The following is a 17303-nucleotide window of genomic DNA, read 5'->3' on the forward strand; positions in this document are numbered from 1 at the left end:
TCAGACGCTTCTCCCATCGCATTCGCGGATGAGCAGCAGCCCCTCCCTGCTCACTTCAAGTTCCTGTCCGGCAGCCACCAGCGAGGTTGCAGTCGCTTCCTCGATGAGGAGCGGGCCGGCGATCTTCTCGGAAGCGGGCAGTTTCGCGCGTTCGTAGACCGGGCAAGATACCCAACCGACCGCGCCGCCGAAATAGACCTTGCGATGTCCCTTCAGGGCCACCTCCAGCGAACGGCCGACAGGATCGAGTTTCGGGATGGCGATGACGGGACCGTGGAGCACCGCCTCCAGATGGATCATGGTGATTTCGACCGGCGAGCCGGGCAGACGGAACGTATAGGCGCGCTCATGCGCTGCATGGAAACGTTCCGCAAAGCTTTCGGCGTCGTCGTCCATTTCGAACAGGGCGAAGACACCGTGTTCCTGGCCGCGATACCGGGCCTCGACTCGGCAGACGTAGCGGATCTCAGCTGCATCGCCCTTGGAGAAATATCTGACCGCATCCCGCTTCAACTCGTCGAACCGGCGCTTGAGATTGCTGACAGCCTCCGACGCGAGGGCCGCAAACCAGGTGCTGCGGAAATCGGCCCGCGGCTCGGCCGCCAGCATGCCCCAGGCGGAAAAGATGCCGGGATGCGGCGGCACTACCGTCACCTTCACCCCGAGGTCGCGCCCAAGGCCGGCAGCAAGCGCAGGACCGGCGCCGCCGGAAATGACAAAAGCGGCGTCGCGCGGGTCGTGCCCGCGCTGAACCGTCACGAGCTTCAGCGCATTGATCATCGACGCATGGGCGATCTGGACAATGGCAAGCGCTGCATCCTCGACCGACAGGTCCATCGGCTTGGCAACCGTCGCAATCGCGGCGGCGGCCTTGGATTTGTCGAGCTGCATCTGCCCGCCGGCAAAGCTCGCCGGATCGAAAATGCCGAGCGTCAGCAAGGCGTCGGAAAGGGTCGGTTTGTCCCCGCCTCTTCCATAGCAGGCCGGGCCTGGGGTCGAGCCGGCGCTTTCCGGTCCGACGCAGAGCGCGCCACGCTCGTCGATGCGGGCGATCGAGCCGCCGCCGGCGCCGATCTCGACAATATCGACCACGGGCACCTGCACCGGATAGCCGGGCGCGATGCGGGTATGCTCGAGCTTGTATTCACTGTCGAGCGTCGGCCGGCTGTCGTGAATCAGGGAACATTTTGCTGTCGTGCCGCCGACATCGAGCGACAGCACTTCCGATTCAGCCATTACGGCACCGATGCGCGCAGCACCAGCAACGCCGCCGGCCGGGCCGGATTCGACCAGCGTCAGCGGGCTCATCTGCGCCTGATCGAAGGTGGAGATGCCGCCGTTCGACTGCATCGCATAATAAGGGCAGGTGAGATCGCGCTCCATCAGCGCGCTTTCGAGCCGGGCGAAATAGCGCTTGATGATCGGCTGCACATAGGCGTTGAGCACCGCCGTATTGGAGCGCTCATATTCCCGCCATTGACGCGAAACCTCGTGGCTGGCGCAAACAGTCACATCCGGCAGCGCCTCGGCAATCGCCTTGGCGCAGGCGATTTCGTGCTCGGGATTGACGTAGCTGTGGAGGAAGACCACGGCCACCGCCTCGACCTTGCGGGCGCGGCACTCGCGGATGATCGCCTCGACATCGCCAAGCTCGATGGGCGTCAGCACCCGGCCCTTGGCATCCATGCGCTCGCGCACCTCGAAGCGCAGGCTGCGCGGCACGAAGGGCTCGGGGCTTTTGAACCGGAGATTATAGAGATCGGGGCGATTGCCGCGGCCGATTTCCAATACATCACGAAAACCGGCGGTGGTCACCAGGGCCGTCCTGACACCCTTGCGCTCAGTGATCGCGTTGATGACGGTCGTCCCGCCATGGGCGAAGAAGATCACGTCGCGCGTCGAAAGCCCGTCCTTCTTTTCGGCAAGTTCGATCGCTGCAAGAACGCCTTCGGATTGATCGTGAACGGTCGTCAGGCTCTTGGCGGTGAAGATCTCGCCCGTGCGCTCATCATAACCGACGAGGTCGGTAAACGTACCGCCTACATCCGTCGCCAGTCTGATCATCCCGCCATCCTCTCTTCGTATCCGTACTGGCTGCGGGCCGCCTCGCGGGTGATGTAGCCGTTTTCGATATCGCGGCGGACATGTTCCGGCTCGCGTGCGTGCGGCTCACCCCAACCGCCGCCGCCGCCGGTGATGATGCGCACGAGATCGCCGCTGTTCAGCCCAATATGCGGCTCGCGTCCGAAATTGCTGACCTTGCCGCCATCCTCCACCTGCAGGAGATTGATGCTACCGGGCTTGCCTCCTTCGATGCCCCAGGGCGGTGTGTCCGTGCGCCCGAAGCTGCAATAGGCTGATACGTCGTCTCCGAGAATCTCGTAATCGCGGATGACGCCGAAACCGCCGCGGCGGCGACCGGCGCCCGATCCCCCCTCGACGTTCAGCGCATAGCGGCGCACGAGCAGGGGAAAGCGTGCTTCAATGACCTCGACGGAATAGTTGTAGGTATCGCCATCGGTCAGCGCGATCAACGCATTGGCACCGTCGCCGTCCTTGCTCGCCCCCCAGCCTCCATGCTGCGGCTCGATATGGATGAACGGCTGCCCCATCGCATCCCTGCCGGCGATATAGACGACGCAAAGGCTCGTATAGGAACCGGCGGAGAAGCGCTCGGGCATGAGCTTAGCGAGCGCCTTCCAGACGAGTTCGGAGGCATGCACCGAGCCTTCGTAATACCAGCCCGTCGGCGAAGGCTTCTCCGCCGTGAAAACCGAACCTTTCGGCGCGATGACGGTGAGCGGCCGGAACCAGCCCTCGTTGGAAGGCGCCTCCGGCGCCACCAGCGCTTTGAAGATGGTTCGAACGGCCGATTGTAGCGCACCCACCGCGCAATTGATCGGCCCCGCGACCGCAGGCGGGCAGCCGGTGAAATCCGCCGTCAGCCGATCGCCGGCGATCGTGACCGCCACCTGGACCCTGATGGGATCGGTGGTGACGCCGTCGCCATCGATAATGTCGGTCGCTTCATAGACCCCGTCGGGCAGCGCTGCGATGGCGGCGCGCGCCTGCTTCTCGCTTACGGTCAGGAGGTGATCGAATGCGGCCTTGACGACGTCGCTTCCGTATTTGCGGGCCAATTCGGCCATGCGGCGGGCGGCAACGCGAACGGTCGCCACCTGTGCGGTGAGATCGCCGATCGCAACGTCAGGCAAACGGACATTTTCGCGGATGATCCGCAGGATTTCTCCCGAAAAGCGATCGCTGCGTACCACTTTCACACCCGGCAACCGCAATCCTTCCTGGAAGACGGAGATGGCATTCGGCGCAAGGGAACCGGGAACCGAGCCGCCGACGTCAAGATAATGGGCTACGTTGATGGCATAGGCCAGAATCCGACCTTCGAAGAAGATCGGCTTGACGATGGCGAAATCGCAGGCATGCGTGCCGCCGGAATAGGGGTCGTTCGTCAGGAGAATGTCGCCATCTTCCAGATCTTCGCCATAAAGCGCGATCAATGACTTGACCTGCGTGCCAAAAGTGCCGGTAAACAGCGTGATGCCGTTCATCTGCGCCACGAGTTCTCCTTCGGGCGTCAGGAGACCACAGGCAAAATCAAGCACCTCATAGATGACGGGGCTCATCGAGGTTCTGGCCATGACCACGCCCATCTCGTCGACGGTGGCTGCCAGCTTGCCTTCGATAATCTCCTGCGTCACCGGATCGACGACGACCACGAATCTACCCCGCATTATAATATTCGCACGAGTGCAGATTAGGTGTTTTTTCGTCCGTCGAAAGCCTTCCCGATGGGTGGGCGCACATGCGGAAACCTACCCGTTCGGGTAGGTTATTTATTGAGCATGCCCTTTTGACGCGCTGCCGTGACGGCTGCCGTCCGCGTCGAGACGTTGAGCTTGGCAAAGATATTGCGCAGATGGAATTTGATCGTGTTGTCGGAAAGCGTCAGCATCCGGCCGATTTCCTTGTTGGAAAGCCCCGAACTCAGCAACTCCAGCACCATGCGTTCCCGGCCGGTAAAGGCGGACCCGCCGTCGGTAATGCCAGGTTCCTGCATCGTCTCGGGAGCCACGAGCAGAGACTGGAGACGTTTGCGGGTCACGTTTGCCACCGTCGGGTGATTGGCAAGCGCGCGAAGCTCTCCAAGGCCCGCCGCATGATCGAGATGCAGCAAGGCCCGATAGTCGTCGAGCGGCATCGTCAGCACAAGATCGGAAAGGCGGGCGGCGGCGACATCGGCCCGGCCCTCGGCAAGCAGGATCCCTATCTCGATGAGAGCAAGCTCGATCGCGCGCGGAACATGCAGGCGCTGGGACTGACGCGTTCTGAACTGGTCGAAGACCTCGCGCGCCTTGGAGACTTCACCGAGCGCCAGATAAGCGCGCGTCCAGAAAATTGCCGGCGTCGCGCCGCGCAGATGGATGGAAAGCAGATTGTCGCGATCCGCAACGATTGCCTGTACGCCGAAACCACTGGCTTCGGCGTGCCGGATCGCCTGATCGAGATCGCCCGATGCCATGAGAAGCATGGCGCGCTCGCCATCGATCAGGCGGGTGAGCCGATCGAAGCCGCGGCGCCGCGCCGCCGCACGAATGCGATCCATGGCAGCGTGGGCCGCCAGGAAATCCTCATGCATGCGCAAGACCTGTTGTTCGGCCATGAAACCCGCTGCGAGAAGATCAAACCATGTATCGTGGCGCTCGAGATGCGGCAGCGCCCATTCGAGCATGCCGGCCGCGGCATCTGCCTCGCCCCGCATCGACAGAACTTCCGCCTTGAGGACTTGGCCGACCGCGTCGAGATCGCTGCCGGGAGCGATATTGGTCTGGGCTTCGCTGATCAGTTCGTCGTAAGCGGCAAGCGCGCTCGCGCAATCGCCCGACAGAAAGAAGGCCTGGCCGATATGCGTGTAGAGATGCATCGCACCGAAATCGGCGCCGCCGTCACGAAAGGCGCGAATGGCGAGATGACCGTAATGCAGCGCCCGATCTAGTTCGCCTCGGATCAGGAAATTATAGGACAGCATATTGAGCGCCAGCGCCCGATGGATGAGTTCCATGCCGTCCGGCTGCTGCAAATCATCTTCCAATGCCGAAAGATCGGCCGAGCTCGCCCAATGATCCGTATAAAGCGCAAGGAGAATGCGCACGACGCGAAGGTCTTTCGCAAGGATCGGATCACCCGCGGCGGCGCGCTCGGCCGTGACGAGGTAGTGATTGGCTGCGGCAAGCTGCGCCGCTTTGGCATGAAAAATCGAAAGTCCCAGTGTCGCGAGCGGAAAGCGGACCAGATCGATCTCCGATGCATGTCCGCTCAAGGCCTGGAAAAGCGTTGCGCCGCCCCGCGTGGTGGCATAGACGCGCCGCCAGCCGCCGGCGGTTTCGACAATGCGCGCCGCAAGATTGGCATCGCCCGCCAGAAGCGCATGGTGGACGGCGCGGTCGATGTCGCCGCGCGCCTCGAACCAGTGTGCCGCCCGATTCAGGGCGCGGTTGGCATCGACACCCCTGCGACTGGCGGTTCTCTTGAGAAACTCGTTGAAGACCGGGTGGAACCGCATCCAGTTGCCAGGCCCGGCAAGCAAGGTCACCGGAAGAGCGTACTCATTCAGCCGCTCGATCAAGCCGGCGTGTCCGCCACGTCCCAGCACCGCTTCGAGAAGCGGCTGATTGAAAGCCGGCAAGGCGGCCGTCTCGACCAGAAACAGGCGGATATCCTCGGGCAGATGTTCAAACACCTGCTCCGAGAGGTAGGCGCCCATATCGGCGCCGCCGCCGTCGAAGGAGGCGAGAATGGTGTCGCTTTCCTCGGATTCCGCGACCAGCAGGCTCACCATCTGCAACGCGACGGCCCAGCCCTCCGTGCGGCGATTGAAGGAGCCGACCTGCTCTTCGGTCAGATGCGCACCCTTACCTTCGAACAACTCTCGCGCTTCCGCATCGGAAAAGCCGAGTTCGGTCACACCGAACTGCTTGAATTCGCCGCGCAGCCGCAATGCCGACAGAGGAAAGCGCGGCGGACTGCGGCTGACCAGCACCAGCTTGACGTGCTCGAGCGAAAGATCGGCAAGGATCTTTGCCATCAGGGCCTCGGTCGCATCGGTCTGAGCGAAGTGATAATCGTCGAGGAAAATGACGAGCGGCTCTTCGATCTTGCGCAGGCGCGTCCCGAGTACGGAAAGAAGCGCTGCGGCCGGCAGGTTGCCGACATCCGCACCGTCCTCGTTCAAAAGCGTCTGCAGGGCATCGATCAAAGCGAGCAGGAAAGCTTCCTGGTTCGTATGCTCGGCATCGAGCGACACCCAGCACAGCTTGACCCCGTCTTCCTTCAGCAACTCGTACCATTGGACGGCGAGCGACGTCTTGCCGTAGCCGGCGGGCGCGACAATGGTCGTCAAGCGGCGCAGCCCGGCGCGCCGGAGCTGCCGCAACAGGTCGCTACGTCTAATAGTTTGCTGCCCGCTGGACGGGGGAGCAAATCGATTCTGTCCACTCATGGGCCGGATGATGCTGTCTTGGCAAGCAGTTTGCAACCCGCGCGAAAACGTTTGCAAAGCCGGTTGATCTCTATCGTTCAGAAGACTACGCCTACATGCAATAGTTGATTTTTCTCGCCATCGCAACGAAAAGCGCGAGGTCTTCGAAACGGGGATGGATTGAGACGAAACCCGGGCCGTAGACCCTCTATCGACATGTTTACGAGAACAAAATTTTGCCGGTTCCGCCTATAAACCGTCCGTTAGGGATTTGTTGACCATAATCGAAGGTATAGCGATGCCGCAGGCGCGGCGCCTCTGAGTTCTGTGTCTATTAGCAAGGGCGAAAGTCGTATCCGTGCATCACGCGATCTTTTCCATCTCGGCGACAACTTTCGCCATGGCCTCCTCCTTCGTCGCTTGCCGGGTGGCGCTGATCGCGATGCTGATGCTTGGCGCCTTTGCCGGCTCGGCTGCGGCCGAAGACCGGGCGCTCAAGCTCTTCTTCACCCATACCGGGGAAAGGGCGACCATCGTCTTCAAGCGCGGCGGCAAATATGATCCGAGAGGCCTTGCCCAGATCAACCGCTTCTTGCGCGACTGGCGAAAGAACGAACCGACCCGGATCGCTCCGGAATTGCTCGATCTCGTCTGGGAGGTCTATCAACGCAGCGGCGCTAAGGAACCCATACACGTCGTCTCGGCCTACCGCTCTCCCTCGACCAACGGCATGCTGCGCAACCGCTCGCGCAGTTCCGGCGTCGCAAAGCACAGCCAGCACACGCTCGGCAAGGCGATGGATTTCTATATCCCCGGCGTGAAGCTTGCGAGCTTGCGCGCAATTGCCATGCAGATGCAGATCGGCGGCGTCGGCTTTTATCCCAATTCAGGCTCGCCCTTCGTGCATCTGGATGTCGGCAGGGTTCGCGCATGGCCGAGAATGTCGCGCCAGGAACTGGCACGGCTTTTCCCGAGTGGGCAGACGCTGCATATGCCGGCGGACGGCAGACCGCTGCCGGGCTACGAGGTAGCGGTCGCGCAATCCAGGAAGCGGCCATCCCAGGTAAGCAGCAGGATCGCGGCCGTGGTAGAGGACGATGATGATGCCGGATCGTCGGCTGCATCTCGTAGCGGTGTACCCGACAGCAGCCTTATGACCAGCATGCTGCCGACGCCCAGGAGCCGAGCCGTGAACGGGCTGGAGGCTCAGCTCGACAAGCGCGTGGCTGAAGAAAGCAAAGAGCAGCCCTTTGCCGATCTGGCCGCCTATGCCGTTCCGCTGCCGGCATGGCGCCCCATAAGCGTCGTCGTCATCCCGACGGCCGCCCCTGAAAGGCCCGCCGCCCCCGTTGTGCTGGCAAGCCTCGTGGTGGGACGCAACGACGCCGGAAAACTCGTCGTGTCGGACAATGCGAAGAATATGGCCGATAGCGCCATGGCAAAGATGCAGCCAATGGCGCAGCTGCCGAGCTCCGCCGCGCAGGAAATATCCGGCGGCGTCGGGGCCATGTCGACCGGGGCCATTGTCGCCTGGGCGTTGCAGCCGCCAGGCACGGCAGCCAACATGACGCTCCCAAGCCTCATCAGCGCGCCGATACCGATGCATGAGGATATGGCCGACATTCAGGACGGCACCGCCTATGACGGTGACGACTTCGATGTCGAGCGGTTCGGCTTCGAAGGCTGAGGCCGCCTTCGTCCCCTCGCCGGTGACAAATCAGTTCGATGCATCCGGTGGCCGACCCGCGTGCTCCGACAACGACAGCTCAGCCAGACCGCCAAGCGTAAAGCGAGCCAGCCGGTTCGCCAGTTCCTCATCCGTAGTCGCATCCCGCCCAAGCACCGGAATGATCTCGGACACGCGTTTTTCGGCCACCAGAAGCATAAAGCAAGGCGCCATCGTCGAAAACGCGGCCTGAGCCACAAGCGGATGGTCCGGCGCCACGCCAAGGATCTGGGCGATGACACTAAACAGTAAAGCCTTTTTGGGCTCGATCTCCTCACGGCGAAGCTTGTCGATATGAGGTGTCGGCGCGATCACTTCGCGGACGATCACCTTGGCCGGCCATGAATTCTCATTCCCTGTCCTGACCACCTTTACCAGCAGGCCGATAAACCGGCGCAGCTTCTCTTTCGGATCGATGTCCGCATTAATCATGCGGGCGAGCACGTCGTAACTCATCAGGCGATGATGCGCCTCTGCAAGGACGTTTTCGTACAAAGCCTCGATGCCGCCGAAATGATAATTGACGGCAGCCGCGTTCGTTCCCGCACGCAGGGCGATTTCCTTTGCGGTCGCGCGGTCGAAGCCGAGTTCGGCGAAAACGGCGCCGCCGGCTTCGAGCAGGCTCATGCGCGTGGCCGCACCGTCCTGCCGATCTCGTGATCGCGCCATTCGTTTATTGCCTCTGGCCATTGTCTCTGCCTTCCATTAATTCAAATATTAATTTGAAATTTGAATTTGACAAGTGCTATAATCTGCTCCGGATCAATCTCGGTCACCATTCGTTTCACCAGAGCCGACCGCTCGTTCGGAGTTCAACAAAGCATGCAGCGTGTCATCGTCATCCTGGTCTTATTGATCGCCATCGCGGGCGGTGCCTGGTGGTATCTCCATCGGGATAACGGCTCGAACGATGTCGTTCTCTATGGAAATATCGACTTCAGACAACTCACTCTTGCCTTCAATGGCAGCGAACGTGTGGCCGAAGTCCTTGTCGAAGAGGGCGCGCAAGTCAAGAAAGGCCAGATCGTCGCCCGGCTGGATACCAGCCGGCTCCAACCGCAGGTCAACCAAGCAGAAGCGCAGGCTGCCAGCCAACGCGCCAATCTCAGCCGCCTCAAGAACGGCAGCCGCCCCGAGGAGATCGCCCAGTCTCGCGCCAATGTCGAATCCGCCAGGGCGGAGGCCATCAATGCCCGCGCCCAGTTCGAACGTCAGAACGCGCTTGCTCCCAAGGCAGCCGTCAGCCAGCAGGCTCTGGACGAAGCCCGTTCGGCCGCCGCCGTCGCCGATGCCAAGGTCATCGCAAACCAGAAGGCGCTCGATCTGCTCGTTGCCGGCTCGCGCGTAGAGGATATTGAGGAGGCCGAAGCGCAGCTGCATGCGGCTGAGGCCAATGTCGCGCTTCTCCATCAACAGCTTGCCGACGCCGAATTGAGAGCACCCGTCGACGCTATCGTGCAGTCCAGGCTGATCGAGCCCGGCGAAATGGCGTCTCCCACCCGAGCCGCCTTCTCGCTTGCGACCATCAGCCCGAAATGGGTGCGTGCCTATGTCTCGGAAACCCAGCTTGGGATGCTCCGTCCCGGCATGAAAGCCTCCGTCACTGTGGATTCGCTGCCAGGGCGGACGATCGGGGGATGGATCGGCTTCATTTCCTCCGTTGCAGAGTTCACGCCGAAATCGGTTGAGACGGAGGAATTGCGCACGAGCCTCGTCTACGAGGTCAGGATCTTCGTCGACGACCCCGACAACATGCTGCGGCTGGGCATGCCGGCAACCGTCCAGCCGCTTGCCGGCGAACTGGCGGCTCCGCCAACCGCGCAGCAGCAATAGAACGAGGATGCCATGAGCGCCGGCGATCTCTCGGTAATAGCAAGCAAGCTTTGCAAGACGTTTCATCGGGATACCGGAGAAACGGTGGAAGCGCTCGCCGATGTCTCGCTCGACGTTCGGAAAGGCGCGCTGACGGCGCTCGTCGGCCCGGATGGCGCCGGCAAGACGACGTTGCTGCGCTTGGCATGTGGCCTCATCGCACCCGATAGCGGCAGTTTGCAAGTGATCGGCTTTGATATCGCCGCGGAGCCACAGCATGTTCAGGACCGGATCGGCTATATGCCGCAGAAATTCGGCCTCTATGAAGATCTGAGCGTTCAGGAGAACCTCGATCTTTACGCCGATCTGCATGGCGTGACGCAATCGAAGCGCGACGAAACCTACCCGCGTCTCTTCGAAATGACGCAGCTTGGGCGCTTCAAGGAACGGCCGGCGGGAAAATTGTCTGGTGGTATGAAGCAGAAGCTCGGCCTTGCCTGCACACTGGTGCGGGCACCCGAACTGCTGCTGCTCGACGAGCCCACCGTCGGCGTCGATCCGCTGTCGCGGCGCGAACTCTGGGAAATCGTCTTCAAGCTCGTCAAGGAGGACGGGCTCTCGGTGATCGTGGCGACCTCCTATCTCGATGAGGCCGAACGCTGTGAACACGCCGTGCTCATGCACGCGGGCAGGATCCTCGATCAGGGAGCACCTGCCGACATAACGAAGAAGGCTGATGGCTGCTGCTTCATGGTGCCCACACCGAAGGACATGCCGGCAAGGTCCCTGCAGGCGCGTCTTTTCGCCCTGCCTGGTATTATCGACGCCGTCCCGGAAGCCGGCCGGGTCAGGATCGTGCGCAAGGCGGATCAAAAGGACACACCGCTGCTAGTGGACGACACCGAGCTCGACGCCGAAAGCGTGGCACCGCGTTTCGAAGATGCCTTCATGATGCTGTTCGATGCCGTTGCCGGAGATGCCGAGCGCAGGACACACATTTCCCGGCCATCGGATAATCACAACAGCGCCGAAACCGTCGTCGAGGTTCACGACCTCGTCCGCAAGTTCGGGGATTTCACCGCCGTCGACCAGGTCAGCTTCAGCGTCCGCAAGGGCGAGGTCTACGGTCTGCTTGGCCCCAACGGAGCAGGGAAAAGCACGACATTCCGGATGCTTTGCGGCCTGCTTCCCGCAAGTGGCGGCACATTGATGGTCGCCGGCTCCGATCTGCGGCGAGCCGGTGCCAAGGCCCGAGAGCGGCTGGGCTATGTCGCACAAAAGTTTTCGCTCTACGGCCAGCTGAGTGTCGACGAGAATCTGGAGTTCTTCGCAAGCGCCTATGGGCTGCGCGGCAAACAAAGAAAGGACAGGATCGCCGCTTTGAAGAACCAGTTCGAACTGGACCAATTCTCCAGGCTGCCCAGCGGCCAACTGCCCGGAGGCTTCAAGCAGCGGCTGGCGCTTGCCGCCGCCCTGCTGCACGAGCCGGATATTCTCTTCCTCGACGAAGCAACCAGCGGCGCCGATCCGCTAGCGCGGCGGCAATTCTGGGGCCGGATCACCGTCCTGTCCGAGCAAGGCGTGACCATCATCGTGACGACGCATTTCATGGAAGAAGCCGAATATTGCGACCGGATCATCATCCTGGATGCCGGCAAGAACCTGGCCGAAGGAACGCCGGTCGAAATCCGCGCCCATGCCGGGACACGCGGCGAGGCGGCGGCAACGATGGAGGAGGCCTTCATCGCGATCGTCGAGCAGGAGCGTAACAAACAGGCGGAGAAAGCGGCATGAACGAACCCGTCGATAGCCCTGGCCACGGATTGCGCGCAGCTCTGCGCCGCATCCGCGCGCTCATCCGCAAGGAGACCTGGCAGCTTCTGCGCGACCCAAGCAGCATCGCGATCGGCATCGTCATGCCGGTGGCGCTGCTTATCCTGTTCGGATACGGCATCAATCTGGACGTCAAGAACGTTCCCGTTGCGATCGTCATGGAAGAGAATTCGGCCGAGGCGCGCGGGCTGGCCTCGGCCTTCGAACTCTCCAGCTATTTTTCGCCGAAGCCGGTCAAGACGATGGCCGAAGCCGAAAAGATGCTTCTGTCATCGAAGGCAAGGGTAATTCTGCGCATTCCCTCAGATTTCGCGCGTAAAATGGCCTCTGGCAATGGCGAGGTGCAGATAGTCGTCAACGGCAGCGATGCAAACACCGCCCGCATTTCGCTGAGCTACGCCGAAGCGGCAGTCGGCGTCTGGAATGCCAAGGAAGCGTCCCGCAAAGGGGCGGCCGCCGGCAGCGGCGTGACGATCGAGTCCCGGCTTTGGTTCAACGAAGCCAATGACAGCAGCTATTTTCTGGTCCCGGGGCTCGTCGTCCTCGTCATGACGCTGATCGGCGCGCTCCTGACCGCGCTCGTCATGGCGCGGGAATGGGAACGCGGCACTTTCGAGGCGCTGTTCGTGACACCAGTCCGCTCGGGCGAAATCCTGCTCGGCAAGACGGTCCCCTATTTTCTTCTCGGGCTCGCCGGGCTTGCGCTTTGCGTCGTCGGCAGCCGGCTGCTCTTCGGCGTGCCGCTTCGAGGGTCGCTGCTGATCCTGACCGTCGTCTCCATGCTCTATCTCCTGGTGGCGCTTGGGCTCGGCCTTGCCATATCCTCGATCACGAAGAGCCAGTTCATCGCCAGTCAGGTGACCGTTCTCGTCACCTTCCTGCCGGCAATGATGCTCTCGGGCTTCATGTTCGACCCGAGGAGCATGCCCTTTGCCGTACAGATCATCACCTATATCTTCCCCGGCCGCTACTTCGTCACCCTGTTGCAGACCCTGTTTCTCGCCGGCAACATCTGGAGCGTCATCCTGCCAAACGCGGCCGTGCTGGCCGGCATGGCCGCAGCACTTCTGGCGCTTGCCGTGCGCATGACCCGCAAGAGGATCGCGTAGCCATGTTGATCGCATCACTTCTGCGCATCGCAACCCTGATCCGCAAGGAACTCCTCGTCATCCTGAAGGACCCAAGAAGCCGGGCAAGCATCGTCGTCCCGCCCATCCTTCAGTGTCTGATCTTCGGCTATGCCGCCACCTACGACCTCAACAACGTCCCTTATGCGCTTGTCGACCAGGACAGGACGACGGCATCGAGAAACCTGGTTGCAAAGATCGAAGGATCCGGCATCTTCGAAAGAGTGGCGACGCTGGCGCAGACGGGTCAGGCCGTAAGGCTGCTCGATGCCGAGCAAGCCGTCCTGATCATTGTTGTCGAGCATGATTTCGGGAGGCAATTGGAAGCCGGCGCGCCTGGCACGTTGCAGATCATCGCCGACGGCAGGAATTCCAACACGAGCGGCATTGCGCAGGGCTATACCAACACGATCATCAGTGACTTCACCTCCGATTGGCTTGCACAGAAGGGCCGTTCCGGCAATGCCGTTCAAGTCACGACGCGCGCCTGGTACAATCCGCAGCTGGAAACGCGCTGGAGCATGGTCCCATCGCTCATCGGCACAATCACCATGCTGATGACGATGATACTGACCGCCATGTCCGTCGCGCGCGAGCGCGAGGAAGGAACCTTCGACCAACTCCTCGTGGCGCCCTTCACGCCGACCGAGATCATGATCGGCAAGGCCGTTCCCTCGATGATCGTCGGCATCACTCAAGCGTCCACGATCCTGCTGGTGGCTTTGTTCTGGTTTCGCATCCCGTTTGCCGGCTCCTTCCTGACGCTCTATCTCGGGCTGAGCCTCTTCCTCGCGGCGGCCATCGGCTTCGGGCTGTTTCTGTCCTCGATTGCCGGCAATATGCAGCAGGCAATGATCCTCAGTTTTGTCTTCCTGATGCCCTTCATGCTGCTGTCCGGCTTGATGTCGCCGACCGACAACATGCCGAAGGTTCTGCAATATGCGACGATGATCAATCCGCTGAGATATGCGATCAGCATCACGCGCGGCGTCTATCTCGAAGGTGCCGGGCTCGACGCGCTTTTTCCCGACATGCTGGCCCTGGTTGCGATCGCCGCCGCGACGATGCCCGTCGCCGCCTGGATGTTCCGTCACCGGTTGAACTAGCTAGCGCAATTTCAGGAAGAGTGCACGCTGCAGACGGCCGAGCCGGTGAAGCCAGCAAGCCCGCACCGTCCATCGATGGTGACGATATCACCCGTCATTCGACCCGCAGCCCCGCCTTCTTCAGGAGCGGCAGGACCCGATCGCAGAAGAAGGGCAGTTCATAGGTGTAGTTGACGAAGGACATGGCAATCCCGGAATAGCCCTGTTCGGCGATAGCGATCATATCTTCAACGATCTTTTCCGGCGTGCCGACCAGCGGATAGCCACCCGCACCGCCCGCAAACCGCTTGCGGTAGCGATCATAGGCTTGCGTATCATGCGACTGGGAGAATTCTTTCTTGCCGGCCATATGGGCATCGACCGCCTCATGGTCTGCAAGCGTCACGGCATAACGTTCGTAATACTCCTCTGCCTCCTGCTGGCTTTCGCGGCAGACAACATGGCAGACGGTATAGGCGCCGATATCGCGGCCGAGCTTCTCGGCTCGCCCCTTGATATCCTCGACATGCTTGCCGGCTTCGGAAATCTCGGTGAAGGTGGTGAAGAGATATTCGCAATTCTTCGCCGCGAAATCCCGACCCGGCCCGCCGAAAGCCGCGTTCATAGTGACCGGCCGCGGCGATTGCAGGCTGGCGGGTCGGCTCACCACATCCTTTAGCCTGTAATAGGTGCCGTCGTAGTCGAACGGCGCATCCGACGCATAGGCCCGTTCCATGATATCAAGCCACTCGTCCGCCTGGTCATAACCTTTCTCGACCAGCGGCACCCCGAACATGCCGAACTCCTTCGGGTTCCAGCCGCAAACGATATTGAGGCCTGCGCGGCCGCCGCTGATATGATCGACGGTCGCGAGCGCCTTTGCCGCATAGAGCGGATGCACGAGCGGCACATGAACGGTCATGAAAAGGCCGATCCGTTCCGTGACGGAGGCAAGGCCCGCCGCCCAGGTAAAGGTCTCGAAGGACCATTCACGCACTCGATTCTTGCCGCCGAAGCCCTTCCAGCGCGCGATCGGAAGGAAGAAATCCAGCCCGCCACGATCGGCGATCTGTGCGGCGTTCAGATTGTCCTCCCACCGAGCCTGCCAGCGCTCCGGCACGTCGGTAATGGCAAGCCCCCCGTCCGCATTTGCGGAAAAGACGCCGAGTTTCAATTTGCTGGGACCTTTCAGCGGATGCGGCTTGATCATGCTGTTCCTCTTTTATGGGTCTTCTGCGGGCGGAACGCATCGCCTCCGTCTGTTCCAACTGCCGTTGCCGGCCGGAGAGATAGGCCCTGTTCCTCTTGGGCCACCACTGTCGATCCATCGATCGGAAAAAACAAGTTTAAACCTAAACTATTTTTGTGCGTGGATTGAAACGGCTCGATGCGAGCGAAAGATCAATGCCCCCGCTTAAACGAGGTCAACCCGCCATATATTGGATGTTGCAGCGGCCATGGACCGAGGATTTCTGGACATGCGCGCGAACGCCGAAAACCCGTTCGATCAATTCCTCCGTCAGCACCTGTTCGGGCGGGCCGGCTGCGACGACCTCGCCATTTTGGAGCACCGCCAGGCTGTCGCAAAACATGGCCGCGAGATTGAGATCATGCAGCGCGACGATCGAGGTCACGTCGAGCCTGGAGACAAGGCCGAGAATGTCGAGCTGATGTTGGATATCGAGGTGATTTGTAGGCTCGTCGAGTAGAAGTTCGCTTGGAGTCTGGGCCAGCGCCCTCGCAATATGGACCCGCTGCCGTTCGCCACCCGACAGGGTTTGCCATAGCTGCCCGGCGCGGCCTTGCATGCCGACACGGGCAAGCGCATCTGATACCGCCTCGTCGTCGCAAGCGCTCCAGGATGAGAGGGGGCCGCGATGCGGCGTGCGGCCGAGGCGCACGACGTCCATGACAGTCACCTGCGTATCGGTCGTCGCCTGCTGTTCGACGAGCGCGATGCGGCGGGCGATATCGCCGCGCGAAATCGAGGCGATATCGCTACCGCCGAGCCGGATGACGCCGCTCTTGACCTTCCTCAGGCGGCAGATCAGCCGCAGCAGGCTGGATTTGCCCGAGCCGTTCGGGCCTAGAAGGCCGAGGACCCTGCCCTTTTCCACCGCCAGGCTGACGCCGTTGACGATCAAAGTATTGCCGGCGGCAAAAGTGACTGTGTCGACCGCGATGCTCATGCCGTCCTCCGGGCGCGATAAAGAATAATGGCGAAGGCGGGCGCCCCGAACAGGGCGGTGACCACGCCGATCGGCAGGATCTGCTGGGGAATGATGATCCTCGAGACGATATCGGCGCCAACCATGAAGATGGCGCCGGCAAGAGCTGCTGCCGGCAGCAGCCGGTCATGGCTTGGACCCACCATGAAGCGGGCGGCATGCGGGATGACGAGGCCGACGAAGCCGATGGAGCCGACGATGCTGACGACGGCCGCCGTCATGAAGGCAGTCACGCCAAGCAGCACGATCTGCGCGCGCCGCACCGCAATCCCCAGCGAGGCGGCCGCATCCGTGCCGAAGATGAAAGCGTCGAGCACGCGGACATGCGCCATGCAGACGGCAAAGCCGAGAATGGCGACCGGCCCCGAAAGATAGACATCCGGCCAGCGCACGCCGCTCAGCGAACCGAGCAGCCAGAACATGACACCCCTCGCCTGCTCGGCATTGGCCGACGTGGTGACGATATAGGAGGTTAACGCGTTGAAAAGCTGCGAACCCGCAACGCCGCACAGGATGATGCGCTCGCTCGTGCCGCCGACACCCGTCGCAAGCAGGCCGACAAACAGGAAAGCGACGATCGCACCCAGGAAGGCGCCGCCGGAAAGCCCGAGAATGCCATAGCCGAGCCCGAGGATCATGATGCAGACGGCCCCCGTCGAGGCACCCGCCGAAATGCCGAGCACATAAGGTTCGGCAAGGGGATTGCGCAACAGGGCCTGCAGGATCACACCGCTCAATGCCAGCGAGGCGCCGGCGCTGGCGGCGACGAGCGCCCGGCTCAGGCGATAATCCCAGACGATGCCCTGGTGAATCCGGCTGAGCTCGAAGCCCGTTCCGAACAGCCGGTTCGATACAGCCTTTGCGGTCGTCGACAGCGGGATGGAAATCTCGCCGATCGACACTGCAAGGCTGATCATGAAGGCCAGGATCACGATGGCGGCCAGGGCGAGCACCAACAGCGTCCACCATGGCCGTCGTTCTGCAATAAGATGCATG

12 protein-coding genes are annotated in these 17303 nt (G+C 61.7%); 5 read left to right on the forward strand and 7 right to left on the reverse strand.

What is annotated here, in order from left to right; genetic code table 11:
- From FP026_RS05395 to FP026_RS05405, 3 genes are all read right to left on the reverse strand, one after another.
- Positions 1-2064 carry a hydantoinase/oxoprolinase family protein gene (locus FP026_RS05395; protein ID WP_149633584.1) on the reverse strand — a complete coding sequence of 688 codons (2064 nt, stop codon included), beginning with the start codon at positions 2062-2064 and terminating at the stop codon, positions 1-3.
- Positions 2061-3752, reverse strand: coding sequence for a hydantoinase B/oxoprolinase family protein (locus FP026_RS05400; protein ID WP_149633585.1), 1692 nt, complete (start codon positions 3750-3752; stop codon positions 2061-2063). Before FP026_RS05400 ends, FP026_RS05395 begins: the two co-directional genes overlap by 4 nt.
- Positions 3753-3850: 98 nt before the next feature.
- On the reverse strand, positions 3851-6418 hold the full coding sequence (locus FP026_RS05405) for a LuxR C-terminal-related transcriptional regulator (protein ID WP_246665245.1): 2568 nt from the start codon (positions 6416-6418) through the stop codon (positions 3851-3853).
- A 478-nt stretch (positions 6419-6896) separates the two neighbouring features.
- On the opposite strand from FP026_RS05405, the gene FP026_RS05410 reads away from it, so the two are divergent.
- On the forward strand, positions 6897-8183 hold the full coding sequence (locus tag FP026_RS05410; protein ID WP_149633679.1) for a DUF882 domain-containing protein: 1287 nt from the start codon (positions 6897-6899) through the stop codon (positions 8181-8183).
- 30 nt (positions 8184-8213) lie between these two features.
- Here FP026_RS05410 and FP026_RS05415 read toward each other — a convergent pair whose 3' ends face one another.
- Positions 8214-8849, reverse strand: a complete 636-nt coding sequence (locus tag FP026_RS05415) for a TetR/AcrR family transcriptional regulator (RefSeq protein WP_188112502.1) — start codon at positions 8847-8849, stop codon at positions 8214-8216.
- A 195-nt stretch (positions 8850-9044) separates the two neighbouring features.
- Here FP026_RS05415 and FP026_RS05420 point away from each other — a divergent pair, with 195 nt between their 5' ends.
- Genes FP026_RS05420 through FP026_RS05435 form a run of 4 tightly spaced genes read left to right on the forward strand, consistent with a single transcriptional unit; the run spans position 9045 to position 14100 of the window.
- Positions 9045-10055: an efflux RND transporter periplasmic adaptor subunit gene (locus FP026_RS05420; protein ID WP_149633588.1), complete on the forward strand. Its 1011-nt coding sequence runs from the start codon at positions 9045-9047 to the stop codon at positions 10053-10055.
- 12 nt (positions 10056-10067) lie between these two features.
- The gene (locus FP026_RS05425; RefSeq protein WP_149633589.1) at positions 10068-11828 is read left to right on the forward strand and encodes an ATP-binding cassette domain-containing protein; all 1761 of its coding nucleotides are present in this window, start codon (positions 10068-10070) and stop codon (positions 11826-11828) included.
- A complete protein-coding gene (locus FP026_RS05430) occupies positions 11825-12976 on the forward strand; it encodes an ABC transporter permease (protein ID WP_149633590.1) in 1152 nt (383 codons plus the stop codon). The genes FP026_RS05425 and FP026_RS05430 overlap by 4 nt, the downstream gene beginning before the upstream one ends.
- Positions 12977-12978: 2 nt before the next feature.
- Positions 12979-14100 carry an ABC transporter permease gene (locus tag FP026_RS05435; RefSeq protein WP_149633591.1) on the forward strand — a complete coding sequence of 374 codons (1122 nt, stop codon included), beginning with the start codon at positions 12979-12981 and terminating at the stop codon, positions 14098-14100.
- Between the two features lie 94 nt (positions 14101-14194).
- Here the strand turns inward: FP026_RS05435 and FP026_RS05440 are convergent, their stop codons facing one another.
- The 3 genes from FP026_RS05440 to FP026_RS05450 all read right to left on the reverse strand — a co-directional run bounded on the left by FP026_RS05440 (position 14195) and on the right by FP026_RS05450 (position 17302).
- Positions 14195-15289, reverse strand: a complete 1095-nt coding sequence (locus FP026_RS05440; protein WP_149633592.1) for an LLM class flavin-dependent oxidoreductase — start codon at positions 15287-15289, stop codon at positions 14195-14197.
- 214 nt (positions 15290-15503) lie between these two features.
- Positions 15504-16268 carry an ABC transporter ATP-binding protein gene (locus FP026_RS05445; RefSeq protein WP_149633593.1) on the reverse strand — a complete coding sequence of 255 codons (765 nt, stop codon included), beginning with the start codon at positions 16266-16268 and terminating at the stop codon, positions 15504-15506.
- Positions 16265-17302, reverse strand: coding sequence for a FecCD family ABC transporter permease (locus FP026_RS05450; protein WP_149633594.1), 1038 nt, complete (start codon positions 17300-17302; stop codon positions 16265-16267). Before FP026_RS05450 ends, FP026_RS05445 begins: the two co-directional genes overlap by 4 nt.
- Position 17303 lies beyond the last annotated feature (1 nt).

Origin of the sequence: Martinezella tropici (assembly GCF_008370325.1) — a bacterium.
GTDB classification, from domain to species: Bacteria; Pseudomonadota; Alphaproteobacteria; order Rhizobiales; family Rhizobiaceae; genus Rhizobium; species Rhizobium tropici_B.